Origin of the sequence: Paraburkholderia kirstenboschensis (assembly GCF_032806925.1) — a bacterium.
GTDB lineage: Bacteria > Pseudomonadota > Gammaproteobacteria > Burkholderiales > Burkholderiaceae > Paraburkholderia > Paraburkholderia kirstenboschensis.
Genome location: NZ_CP136511.1, coordinates 1,501,268 through 1,513,364, shown reverse-complemented (window position 1 = coordinate 1,513,364; position 12,097 = coordinate 1,501,268). Strand labels below are relative to the sequence as shown.

The 12,097-nt window shown below is 60.5% G+C and carries 9 protein-coding genes and 2 pseudogenes; 3 read left to right on the top strand and 8 right to left on the bottom strand.

Annotated elements, in window-relative coordinates; all coding sequences use genetic code 11:
- Positions 1–667: 667 nt before the first annotated feature.
- A complete protein-coding gene (locus tag RW095_RS07400) occupies positions 668–799 on the bottom strand; it encodes an EthD family reductase (RefSeq protein WP_317016639.1) in 132 nt (43 codons plus the stop codon).
- Positions 800–802: 3 nt separating this feature from the next.
- Here RW095_RS07400 and RW095_RS07395 point away from each other — a divergent pair.
- Positions 803–958, top strand: a pseudogene (locus RW095_RS07395) (phosphonate C-P lyase system protein PhnL); the annotation flags it as partial.
- A 285-nt stretch (positions 959–1,243) separates the two neighbouring features.
- Here the strand turns inward: RW095_RS07395 and bamA are convergent.
- Positions 1,244–2,225 (bottom strand): annotated as a pseudogene (gene bamA / locus RW095_RS07390) (outer membrane protein assembly factor BamA); the annotation flags it as partial.
- Between the two features lie 294 nt (positions 2,226–2,519).
- Between bamA and RW095_RS41720 the strand changes: the two are divergent.
- The gene (locus tag RW095_RS41720; protein WP_317015426.1) at positions 2,520–2,681 is read left to right on the top strand and encodes a hypothetical protein; all 162 of its coding nucleotides are present in this window, start codon (positions 2,520–2,522) and stop codon (positions 2,679–2,681) included.
- A gap of 23 nt (positions 2,682–2,704) precedes the next feature.
- On the opposite strand, the gene RW095_RS07380 is transcribed toward RW095_RS41720, so the two are convergent.
- The 4 genes from RW095_RS07380 to RW095_RS41375 form a co-directional block, all read right to left on the bottom strand.
- Positions 2,705–2,974 carry a YbdD/YjiX family protein gene (locus RW095_RS07380; protein ID WP_317015425.1) on the bottom strand — a complete coding sequence of 90 codons (270 nt, stop codon included), beginning with the start codon at positions 2,972–2,974 and terminating at the stop codon, positions 2,705–2,707.
- A 2-nt stretch (positions 2,975–2,976) separates the two neighbouring features.
- Positions 2,977–5,037, bottom strand: coding sequence for a carbon starvation CstA family protein (locus RW095_RS07375; RefSeq protein WP_317015423.1), 2,061 nt, complete (start codon positions 5,035–5,037; stop codon positions 2,977–2,979).
- Positions 5,038–6,120: 1,083 nt separating this feature from the next.
- Positions 6,121–6,252, bottom strand: coding sequence for a hypothetical protein (locus RW095_RS07370; protein WP_317015422.1), 132 nt, complete (start codon positions 6,250–6,252; stop codon positions 6,121–6,123).
- 608 nt (positions 6,253–6,860) lie between these two features.
- Entirely contained in the window at positions 6,861–7,031 is a 171-nt protein-coding gene (locus tag RW095_RS41375; RefSeq protein ID WP_394365049.1) for a hypothetical protein, read from the bottom strand.
- A gap of 136 nt (positions 7,032–7,167) precedes the next feature.
- On the opposite strand from RW095_RS41375, the gene RW095_RS07360 reads away from it, so the two are divergent.
- Entirely contained in the window at positions 7,168–7,722 is a 555-nt protein-coding gene (locus RW095_RS07360) for a cache domain-containing protein (protein ID WP_317015421.1), read from the top strand.
- A 690-nt stretch (positions 7,723–8,412) separates the two neighbouring features.
- Here the strand turns inward: RW095_RS07360 and RW095_RS07355 are convergent.
- Complete coding sequence (locus tag RW095_RS07355) at positions 8,413–9,816, bottom strand: MFS transporter (RefSeq protein WP_317015419.1); 1,404 nt, start codon at positions 9,814–9,816, stop codon at positions 8,413–8,415.
- Positions 9,817–10,065: 249 nt separating this feature from the next.
- Entirely contained in the window at positions 10,066–11,613 is a 1,548-nt protein-coding gene (locus RW095_RS07350; protein WP_317015418.1) for a methyl-accepting chemotaxis protein, read from the bottom strand.
- Positions 11,614–12,097: the final 484 nt, after the last annotated feature.

Sequence of the window (12,097 nt, the reverse complement as noted above, 5' to 3'; positions counted from 1 at the left end):
GGACATCGAGATATTCGGAAAGATCGATCGTCCGGGGCAAAGGGGCCTGGCGCAAGGGTGCCTTCTACGCGGGAAGTGAATGGTCACGCGGTCATGGCATATAGGTGCCGTGCGTCCACGATGCTGACACGCATGGCGGTCGACGCGAGCGACTCTACTCGAACGCGCCTTGCTGGCGTTGAGACCGTACAGTCATTATCGGATCGGGTAGTTGACGGCACCCTTGCTCGCTGATTACAGGTCTGTCATTAACGGCGAAGGACCGGACCATCGGCAGCACTCGCTTTCGACGGAATGCGCTGGTCGTTTACATCCGCAAGATTTGCCGCCGCACCAGCCGCATATAGAACTGTGCGGGCGTCGGATCAGAACTGCGCCGCGCATATCTGTCGCGCGACTGTCTCTTACAGGCGGGCACGCTGCCGGTCGCGGATTCCGGTCGACCGGCTCTTGTCGGTCGCCCACCAGCAGTCGCCAGCTGAGCGTTGCCGCGTCGCTGCTGCGTCGTTGGTGGTATCTCCCGGCTGCTTCTTCGTTGGCGTCGGCGACGGCGAGCCGGATTCGGGCGGCGCAAGAGATGGCAGCAGCGCAGCCCGACAGCGACTAGCCATCCGGTGACAGACGCATCGCTGACACTGACGTATGCAACCGAGACACCACGTAGCGTTCAAACGTCTTTGATGTCGAATACGAGAAGCTCGACGCCGGCAAGGGCGAAATTGGCCAGATCATTCGATGTCGCTCGGCGTTCGGGTGAATTAAGTGCCTGCTGCAGGGAATCCATCGAGTCAAAGCTCAGGATGTGAGTCAGTTCCTGCGCGTGATTCCGCGCGTCTCGGCGCTCACGCTGGTCGCCGAGACGCTGGTCTCGCGTGGCGTCGCGGAGGACGAAGCGCGCGAGCGCGCCGCTGCGTTGCTCGCGCGGCTCAAGGTGCGCGAGCGGCTGTGGCCGCTCGCACTGCAATCATATCGGCGCTGCGCGGCGCGTGCTTGAGCCTGTGCCATAGAAGCGCTGGCTGAATGCTACCGGCGCTCTTCACGAAGTTTCTTCCCGTAGGTGGCCTTGGTTACACTATTCTCGGGCGACCGCATCGGCATGGCAGGCCCATGCAGCGTCTGCAAGTCGGTCGGCGTTGAGACCGAATTGACGCGCGATCGAGCGCAGCCTGTTGCCCCATTGCCAGACGCCCAAGACGTCATGTACGTTTTGCAGGCAGCTCAGTAGGCCGACCGTCTGCGGGTCGTCACGCGACCATCCCACCGTCAACGGCACGTTGTTGGAGACCCGCCCAAAGCCCGTCACCTAATCCTTATAGCTCTGCGGTGTATTGGCGTCGATATCCAGACGGTTCTGCTCGAACCCCAAGCCGAAGTACACCATGTCAGACCCGGAGAAAGGCACGCCGAATTTGAGGTCCGCTCCAGCCGTGATGATTCGGAAGCTCGAGTCGGTCGAATATCGTGCGGTAGTAGACGTCGGTGATGCGCTTGATGCCGACGACCGTGAAGTACGGATCGGCCTGCGTGACTGTCAGCGTACGGTTAGTAGTCGAGGTGTTCACATTCAGCGCGAGGCTCGTGCCCGAGCCGAACACGTTATCCTGCGATACGCCCGCAGAAATAATGGGGCCCTCGCGCGAGCCATGGCCCAGGCCGAGTGAAATCGTGCCCGTCGGTTTTTCCGTCACCTTCACGTCGACGTCAACCGGGTCCGGCGTGCCTTCGACCGGCGCCGTGGTCACGTCGGCATCGGTGAAGTAACCGAGACGGTTGATCCGGTCTGTCGGACAGCGTGAGACGGTTCGAGTCGAACCACGAGCTCTCCATCTCACGCATTTCACGGCGCACCCCTTCGTCGCGCGTGCGCGTGTTGCCGACCACGTTGATACGGCGCACGTAGACGCGCCGGCTCGCGTCGACCTGCAGCGTCAGGTCGACCGTGTGGTTGGCCTGATTGATCTGCGGCTGTGCATTGACCGGGCGAACGCGTAGCCATATTCGCCCAGCATGTCGACAATCGCCTTAGTGGTGGCCTGCAGTTTTTCAGCCGAGAAGCGCTCGCCCGATTTGATCTTGACCAGCTTCGATAGCTCCGCTTCGCGATCGAGCGGATTGCCGGCCAGCTTGACGGCGCAAATCGTGTACGGCTCGCCTTCGTGCAGCGTGACCGTCAGATACATGTCCTTCTTGTCCGGCGTAATCGACACCTGGGTCGGCTCGATGTTGATTCGCGGCTATGGCGATTGATAGGCTCGGATGGTCAGTGGTGTCGGATGCGGCACGGTCAGGCGGAGTGCCGGCGGGGCACTGACGCCGTAGCGAAGCGGTGTAGTCGTGCATTCGCGATAATGAAGCGGGCGGGTGAAGCGCTTCGCGAAGCGACACGCGCAGACGTCCGCCCCTGGGCCGCGTTGCTGCGGAGCCAATGTTCGACAGGCAGGTCGAGGAACCGTGGAGTTCTTGTCGGATCGCGGCGCATGGGCGGTGGGCGGATCGGGGCGCTGCGCGCGAGGATGTCGATGACGATCATCGGTGCTCCGCAGTGCCGGCAGATGAAGACGGGGCGGGTTTCGATGATGGCGTCGTCCGGTGACGGGCTGACCTCGGGTGCGATGTGCAGCAGATCACGCACCTTTGCCAGACTGGCGCGGCGCACCGGGTTGGCGAGCAGCCCGTGGTGACGGATGCGATGGAAGCCACCGAACTAACAGCACCTCGGCCCCTTGCGACTGTATTTCCGATCGATGGCCCAGATGAAGAACTCACGTCGCGACAGCAGCGGATCGCACGGGTGGCGCGAGGCCATGTGCTCAATATAGCGTTCATAGTCCGGGATGCCGAACATCTGCGCGCAGGCTCCGCGCATGGTGCGCGCAAGCTCCGACAGCCGTGTCCCCAGTGCGTTGCTCACGGCCCCGGCGTTCGCGCCCCGAACTGGCACCGCCGCGAGTTTGCCATTGAAGATCGTTTTCATGATCAAGCCCCCTTGGCGCGCACAACAACAGGCGTCTCGTTGACAGTGGGCTGTGCCTGCCGCAGCGCCCGCAAGCAGATCGTGACGGCGAAGACGCACATCGCCAGCACCAGCACGACAAAGAAGCCGCAGACCACCGCATCCAGATAGTTGTTGAAGGCGACCCGCTGCATTTCCGCAATCGACCTGGCGGGAGCGAGTACGGTCCCCTGTGCGGCGGCGTCACTGAACTTGTTCGCCAGCGCGAGGAAGCCGATACGCGGGTCGCTATGGAAGATCTTCTGGATGCCGGCAGTGAGCGTGGTAATGAGGAGCCACGCTGTCGGCACCAACGTCACCCAGATGTAGCGCTCCCGCTTCATCTTCACCAGGACGCTCGTGCAGAGCAGCAGGGCAATGCCGGCGAGCATCTGGTTACCCACTCCGAAAAGCTGCCACAGTGTGTTGATGCCACCGAGCGGATCGACCACGCCCTGATAGAGAAAGTAGCCCCAGGCAGCCACGCACAGGCCGGTGCCCAGCAGGTTCGCGGGCAGGAGCTGGGTGTCGCCGAGCGGCCGATAGACATGACCTAGCATGTCCTGGATCATGAAGCGGCCGACCCGCGTGCCGGCGTCTACGGCAGTCAGGATGAACAGCGCCTCGAACAGGATGGCGAAGTGATACCAGAAGGCCTCCATGGTCTGACCACCCAAGGCCTGACCGAGAATCTGCGCCATGCCTACGGCAAGCGTCGGGGCGCCGCCGGCGCGCGACAGGATGCTGGTTTCGCCAATGTTCGCGGCCGTCTGGTTGATCAGGTCCGGCGTGATGACGAATCCCCAGTTCGACACGACTTGCGCCGCCTGCGCGGCGGTCGTGCCGATGATTGCCGCCGGTGCGTTCATGGCGAAGTAGATGCCCGGATGCAGTACGCATGCTGCCGTCAGCGCCATGATCGCGACGAACGACTCGGCGAGCATGCCGCCGAAGCCGATCAGACGCATATGCGACTCACGCTCGATCATCTTCGGTGTGGTGCCGGACGAAATCAGCGCATGAAAACCGGAGACCGCGCCACAGGCAATGGTAATGAACAGAAAAGGAAAGAGCGTGCCGGAGAACACGGGCCCAGTGCCGTCGATGAAGCGCGTGGTCCGCGGCATCGAAAGCGTGGGCGCGACCACGTAGATGCCGACCGCGAGCGCAATGATCGTGCCGATCTTCAGGAACGTACTCAAGTAGTCGCGCGGCGCGAGCATCAGCCAGACCGGCAGGCTGGAGGCGATGGCGCCGTACAGAATGAGAGCCCACGCGAGTTGCGGGCCGGTAAGGGTAAAGACCGGTCCCCAGGTGGGATCGTTGGCGACCGTCTTCCCGAGTACGATCGAAACGAGCAGAAGTACAACGCCGAACAGGGACGCTTCTCCTACCCGCCCCGGGCGGATGAACCGCATGTAGACGCCCATCAGCAGCGCGATCGGTATCGTCGCCGCGATGGTGAAGAGACCCCACGGGCTGGACGTAAGCGCCTTGACCACCACGAGGCTCAGGACCGCGAGAATGATGATCATGATCGCGAGTACCCCGACGAGAGCCAGCGAGCCGGGAACCGGGCCCAGTTCCATCTTGACCATCTCGCCAAGAGATTTGCCGTCACGGCGCACTGACGCGAAAAGCACAATGAAATCCTGCACCGCACCGGCCACCACGACGCCCGCGAGGATCCACAGTGTGCCAGGCAGGTAGCCCATCTGCGCTGCCAGCACGGGGCCCACCAGCGGACCGGCGCCGGCGATTGCGGCGAAATGGTGGCCGAACAGCACCCACCTGTTAGTCGGTACGTAGTCCATCCCGTCGTCGTGGCGCTCAGCCGGCGTCTGGCGCGTGTCGTCGAGTCGCAATACGCGCTCCGCAATGAACTTGCTATAGAAGCGGTATGCGATGAAATAAACGATGAGGGCCGCAGTCACGAGCCACACGGCATTCACACTTTCACCGCGCCCGAGCGCGAGCCTGGCGAAGGCGAAAGCGCCGACAGCGGCCAGCACACCCCACACGAGAATGGACGCAAGCTTGTTCATGACGCCTCCCCTGTCGAACAACGCATGGCAAAACCATAGCCGCGCAATTTATGTGCCGGCGTTCTTTTATGTTCCGCCGCCCAGCAGCTCACCCGCTCCGCGGCACTACAGGAGACCAGCACCCGCCGCGCCCCTTCCATCAGTGTGGCCAGATCTGTTGCCGCGATGCTTCCCAGCGTTTGTGCAACCTTCCGCTCACTGGCCATCTCCAGCTTGGCGTGGATTGGCAAAATCCGACCATGAAGAGACGGTCACCGGCGCTGCATCGACCGGTTGAATCCGCCAGCCACTTCGGACCATCGCGATGGCGCCAGGCACCTCATGGCACGAGAGGTTGTCGATCCGGCAAGCGAAGCTGGGCTAGATTTCGGGCCCGTGACCGCAATCAATCGGGATCTTCAGCCGTCGCGACTATCTGTTTCAGTTTCGCCTCGGTTACTTCGACATTCATCCGCGTAGCTCTTTACACTCGATTGCATCGATCTGGCCACGGCGTGATGCGGAGCAGCGCCCAGTTGGCGCTCGTGCAACGTCAGAAGATCGGCGAGCAGCTCGAACGTCGTCTCATTGACGCCCCAGAGGCCCGTTTCCACCGAATCGCGGAGACTCCGTTCGCAGTGCATCGTGGACCTCCATCAACCCGTGTAAGGACGGCAACCGTGACAACGCAAAGTAACAGAAACAGACAACCGGTCTTCATACGGTTGGCCCCGCGCATAACTTGAGTCGCTTCGCCCGTCCAGAAGGCCACGACCGCCGGCGTGAATATGGCGAGGCCCAAAGCATGCGAGACGTACCAACGGGCCAAGGTCAGAAATAGAGAGTCGCTCAGTTGCCGGCCCAACAAAGCCGTCTCAAGTAACCCGGCCCGGGCGCAATAGGCGCCAGCAGTGCGCCACCGACGAGAAACCTGACGAGCGGTTTGGGACGAATCAGTTCGGCAACCGTGGCAACACGCGGGACGAACAGCAACGCAATCACGACCTCGAGGATGCCGCTGGACGAATACGAGAAGAGCGCCGCCAGACTCTAACCGGCCATCAGCCTGGCCGCGAGATTGCCGAGCGTTCCGCCGGCGAGCACCTAATATCGCTGCCGGGGCCCCGCAACCACGATCTGCGCGACCAGAACCGAGTTGGTAAGCCAGATCGGCGCGATTTCGTCGTCCACGGTCTTGAGTGCAAAGCTGACCATGTAAGCGAGCGATGTCGCCATCAAGGCTAGCAGCACTGACCGGAGATTGTGGACCCACGGAGGCGACGCGACGTTTATCGACGCGTCTCCGGTGATTTTTTGTATGAATTGAAATGCATATCTCGACCATCAACCTCCGCCCACCGCACTCCATTCAGGTATCAGCGACATGCGCTCTCGTTGTAGCGGAGCCCAGGCAATGGCTCAATACTTATCGTGTATTGATACACGCTGGTATTCCACGTGGGACCCCGATGAGCGTTGTCCGGCGGAGTTTTGTGCGTTGAGCGGCGAACCTTCAGTGCCAAGCTGGGCTCACTGCTCTGCCGCTCAATCGCCTGTGATACGGGTGGCCCCCTAAAAGCTGCCCCATTCTCCGGCCGGTGCGGTTTGCGCCCCCCCGAACGGTCTGCGGCGCGGATCGCTTCAGGGCTGGTGTGGCTGACGCCCTAGCGCGCGCCGGTGTCGCCTTCGTATGCGTTTGCCCGACAGGGCGGCTGACCTCGGCGTCGCGTGAGGCGTTCAGCCTGAACATCGGAACGGACGCTTTCAGATCGTTCGCCTGCGACTCGAGCGAGCCGGCGGCGGCCGCCGCCTGTTCGACCAGCGCCGCGTTCTGCTGCGTGACTTCATCCATCTGCGTGACGGCCTGGTTGACCTGGCCGATCCCCATTCTGTTCCTGCGACGCGGCGGTGATTTCACCCATGATGTCGGTCACGCGCCTGATCTCGCGGGTGATCTCGTGCATCTTCGTTCCGGCTTCCTGTACATGGCTGGCGCCTGTGCGGACCCGCTCCACGGAATCGTGGATCAGCTCCTTGATTTCCTTGGCTGCCGCTGACGAACGTTTGTTCAAAAGCTCTGGCTGCCGCTCGTGCTGAGCCTGCTGTATCTCGCCGGAATATCGATCTATAACGTCTTACCAGACGAGAGAAATGCGGCTGGCGGAGCGGAAGGCCGACCTGATACACGCGTCGGAGATCGCCCTGAGTGTCGTCAAGACCTCTGGCGACGACGTGGCCGCCGGCACCCTTCCTTTGGCGGAAGCCCAGAAGCGGGCAATGGCTCGCATCCGGAACATGCGGTATGGCGAGGCTGGCTATTTCATGATCGTCAATTCTCAGCCGAAGGTCCTGATGCACCCGATGCAAGCGGAGATGAATAACAAGGACGTCAGCGACTACACGGATCCGAACGGTGTTTACCTCTTCAGAGATATGGTTGCTGTCATCAAGCGCGACGGCAAGGGCTTTACCGCATTTGCGGGTAACAGGCCGGGAAGCACCGGAACTTTCCCGAAGATTGCCTACAGCGTGACCTACCAGCCGTGGGACTGGATTCTCACGACGGGGCTCTACGTCGACCACCTCGACTCGGCATTCCGCTCGTCGCTGTACCAGAGCCTCGGGATTCTGGTGGTACTGGCCGCAGCCCTGTCGGCTGTCGTGGTGCTGCTCAATCGCGGCATCCTTCGCTCATCGGTTTCATAGGATTAGAAATCTTTCCGCGGGGAAGGCCATCAGGCGGAATCGCCAAACGGGCAATTGTAAGTAACTACATAAACATGTCATAACGGCACTTGAGCGGCAAACTTAAACGCGCCGTGAGTACCTAGTGACGATGCGATGAAGCAGTTCGCGAAGGTGGGGACATTCGAAGCAGATTATTGACGGGCAGCAGTGGGTCGTTACGCAAAGCTCTACATAGAGCAGAGGTTTTTTATTGGCGATCATGGCCACGGACGCGTGCCAAGCCGGTCAGAGCCAGTCCGCGCTCGGTAAAACAATTCGCTGGATGGCAAACCCGTAGGCCTCGAGTCGTAGCAATACCGGCTGCGAGTCCTGCACCAAGGTGGCGAGCGCATTAGCGCGATAGTTCAAGAATATGAGCCGGGGCATTTTCGGTTCGATGAAGCGCTCTAGGCACAGACACGCCGCTTTGCGCCCGAACTCAATCGATAGGTCTTCGCGTCCGGCGGCCTTGAGCAAAGCTAGCGGATTCTCGAGTAGAGAGCCTCGAAGACCGCGTATCGGTGTTGCACTACATCATCATCGAGGTCACACAAAACTTTGGCCAAGCCAAATGGACGAACAGCGGCTCCGGGTCAAGGTCAAGGTCAAACGTCCAGACTGACACACGGACTGTGCGCGGAGCCTAGGCCCCGTGATCAACTGCGCATCTCACCCGTTACGTGATATTGGGTTTTTGAGGCGCGGCGGGCGTTCTTCGGCGTCGAGCGCAGGCCCTACCCCCAACGGAGCAACGGTCCTCCAGGCGTCGAGATGCTGGCCGCGGCCTTCCTTGGCGAACGAGATGGCAACCAGGGAAACGATGCCGCAGAGAACTACGAAAAGGGCGATCGGGACATAGGACCCGTGGAAGGCAACCAGAAGCGCCGTAGCGATAAGGGGGAGCGGACCACCAACCAGTGCGGTTCCGAGCTGGTAACCCAGCGAAATACCTGTGTATCGAACTTCCGGCGGGAAATTCTCGGCAAACAACGGACCCATTACAGCGCCGACCATGGGATAGATGACGGCGAAGCCTACAACGACGGCCAGGTACAGCAACGCGACCGATCTTTGATGAACGAGCCAGAAGAAGGGTAGGACGAAGGCCATACTAGCGAGGGCGCCGATAATAAAAATCTTTTTCCGGCCGATTCGGTCGGAGATCCACGCGCTAAAGAGAACCATCGGAGCAGACAAAAGCGAGGCAACCAACACTGCATTGAGTGTATCGGTCCGCTCGAAGCCGAGGCCGATCGTATAGGAAATCGAGAACACTGCGAAGATATAGAAGACCGAGGTTTCGATGAACTTCGCCCCGATGGTCATCAGCACTGCCCGCCAGTGGAATTTGATGGTTTCCAGCAATGGCACCTTGTTCGCGCTCTCGTTCGCAAGGACCTTCTTGAAGGACGGCGTTTCATCGACTGAGCGGCGAATCCAGAAAGCGATGATGACAAGGAGGAAGGACAGAATGAACGGAATTCGCCAGCCGACCCTGAGAAAATCCTGTTTCGAGAAGATCGCGCTCGCCTCCGATGCTGCCAGCGAACCCAACGCAAGGCCCAGCATGGTTCCGACTTGCGGGACCGCGCCGAAAAGGCCCCGGTATTTCCTGGGCGCGTACTCGACCGCCAGCAGTACGCCTCCGCCCCACTCACCCCCGAGCGCGACTCCCTGAATGACGCGCAGTACTGTCAAGAGGATAGGAGCCCAGACTCCGATGGCGTTGTAATCGGGCAAAAGACCCATAGCCAGCGTGCTGCCGCCCATCAACGAGAGCGTCATGACTAGCGTTTTCTTACGGCCGATCCTGTCACCGATATGACTGAAGATGATGCCGCCGATCGGGCGCATCGCGAACGCCAGCGCAAATGACGCGAACGAGAGCATCAATGCGACCGACGGATCGCGCGCGGGGAAGAACAAGGGGCCGAAAACGATTGCCGCCATGGTTCCGTAAAGGATGAAGTCGTACCATTCAATGGTGCTACCGATCCCGCTGGCCAACAGCGCCCGCACTCGCGTGCCGGGATCAATTGTCTCGACATCTCTGATATCGGTTGGGTAAGTCATCGGAATCCCTATTTTGCCGTGAATTAAAGTGAATGCGTGACAACCGTCTCGCTAAGATGTGCATGAGCCGTAGTGAGTCCACTGCGAAGATTGCGGATAACGGCGAAGCCGTATAAACGGGACTTCAGGGAAACGCAAGAGCCGTTTGATCGGAGTGCGTCGATCTCTCAAAGAAAGAAGGCTCGGTGTCTCGCGCCAACGAAAGCAGCATGGACTCTGTGCCAGGCCGCCCGATGGCCTGTACACCGCCTACGGCAGCCTGAAGACCGCCACCGACGAGCGCAAATCGCCGGCTTGCGATTCGAGCGAGCTCGCGGCCGCGGCGGCCTGCTCGACGAGCGCCGCGTTCTGCTGTGTCACCGAGTCCATCTGCGTGACAGCCTTGCTGACCTGGCCGATACCATTGCTCTGTTCGATCGACGCCGCCGCGATCTCGCCCATGATGTCGGTGACACGCTGCACTGATTGTGAGATCTCGTCCATTGTCACGCCGGCCGCGTTGACGAACTCGGCGCCGGCTCGCACGCGTTCGACGGAGTCCTGAATGAGCCCCTTGATCTCTTTCGACGCCGACGACGAGCGCTGCGCGAGCGAGCGTACTTCACTCGCAACGACCGCAAACCCCCGGCCCTGCTCGCCCGCGCGGGCGGCCTCGACGGCCGCGTTGAGCGCCAGGATGTTGGTCTGGAACGCAACGCTTTCGATCATGCCGACGATATCGGCAATTTTGTCCGAGCTGGCCTGGATCCCGCTCATCGTATCGATGACCTGCGACATGACGCCGCTGCCGCGCTGCGCGACCTGTACCGCCTGCGCAGCGACCTGACTTGCCTGACGGGTGTTGTCGGCGTTCTGGTTGACTGTCGAGGTCAGCTCTTCCATGGTCGCAGCAGTTTCCTGCAGCGCCGCGGCCTGCTCCTCCGTTCGCTGGGAGAGGTCCTGGTTGCCGGCGGCAATCTGGCCCGTTGCCGATGCGATCGACTCGGCCGACGTCGTGATCGTGCGAATTGTCTCCGTCAGTTGATCCTGCATCCGCTTCATCGAGTAGAGCAGGCTGCTGCGGTCGTTCGGCGCGGTGTTCACGACGACGGTGAGGTCGTTATTCGCAACCCGCGTCGCGATCGCGGCCGCGTAACCGGGCTCGCCGCCGAGCGAGCGCAGAATGCCGCGATTGAGCAGGATCACTACGAGGCTTAGCAAAGCGCCGACTGCGACAAGCAAACCGATGCTCTGGTACAAGGTTGTATGGAAAGCAGCGTTAATATCGTCGAGATAGACACCTGTCAGAATAATCCAGCCCCATGGACGATAGGCGTCCTCATACGTGATCTTCGGGAAGACGCCGCTGACACCGGGCTTCGAAAACCCGATACGAGTGAAGCCTTTGCCCTCCCGGTTCACTATATCGATGGCGACCTGAAAGGTGAGTACGCCATTCGGGTCCTTGAACCCTCTCACGTCCTGGCCCTGGATCTCCGGATGGATCGGATGCATGAGAACGTGCTCCGAGTCGATGATCGTGAAGTAGCCGTCAGAGCCGGCGTAACGCATGTTGCGCACGGCATCCGTGGCCCTCTTCTTCGCCTCGTCGACCGTGATCGTTCCGACAGCAGCCTGACCGGCGAATGTCTTGACGACTGCAATGGCGAGTTCCGAGGCATGCACCAGATCGGCTTTTCTTTCTTCCAGACGAACGTCTCGAGTGCGATAGGCGTCGATCACCGAGAGTCCGGCGAAGCACAGAAGACACAAAACCAGTGGCAGCCACAGTTTTTGCGAAAAAGACAACTTGATCACCTAAATCTCCTGATTCGTTGCGCAAGCGCGCAGCTTTAGTGGTCTGCGTTTTAATTACGGCATACGTGATTGAAAGCCATAGCTTTTGCCGTAAAAAATTTGCATTCCGAAGGACAGCGTACCGCTACCATCGAAAGTGTCCAATGAAGGGACGAGACTTATCGGTGGTCCGTTGTCTGGGGAGCGACATTTGCATGCCGATTCGGAATGCCCGGCAATGGCTGAAAATGGCCCGAAACTGGCCAATTTCGCACGTCCATAGTCGACCCTGAGCAACCTGTCGCCCAGCATCTCCGAGCATCTTTAGCTCGATCAAAGCGGCCACCCAGACGCCCGCTAGAGATGCGCTGACAAACCTGCAGTCAGCGTATGCCATGGGATGACAGCTGGAAACACCGTTGCCCGATCTGCCTTCATGTCGACAACGAGCCATCCTTTGCCTGGTGCTTCGTCGAGCGCAATATCAAGCTTGCCCATTTTCGAC

Excerpts from the sequence above, each read along its gene's own strand:
- RW095_RS07370 (WP_317015422.1), bottom strand. The coding sequence starts at position 6,252 with ATGGCGACATCGCTCGCTTACATGGTCAGCTTTGCACTCAAGACCGTG.
- RW095_RS07355 (WP_317015419.1), bottom strand. The coding sequence starts at position 9,816 with ATGACTTACCCAACCGATATCAGAGATGTCGAGACAATTGATCCCGGC.
- RW095_RS07360 (WP_317015421.1), top strand. The coding sequence starts at position 7,168 with ATGCGGCTGGCGGAGCGGAAGGCCGACCTGATACACGCGTCGGAGATC.
- RW095_RS07380 (WP_317015425.1), bottom strand. The coding sequence starts at position 2,974 with ATGAAAACGATCTTCAATGGCAAACTCGCGGCGGTGCCAGTTCGGGGC.
- RW095_RS07375 (WP_317015423.1), bottom strand. The coding sequence starts at position 5,037 with ATGAACAAGCTTGCGTCCATTCTCGTGTGGGGTGTGCTGGCCGCTGTC.
- RW095_RS41720 (WP_317015426.1), top strand. The coding sequence starts at position 2,520 with ATGACGATCATCGGTGCTCCGCAGTGCCGGCAGATGAAGACGGGGCGG.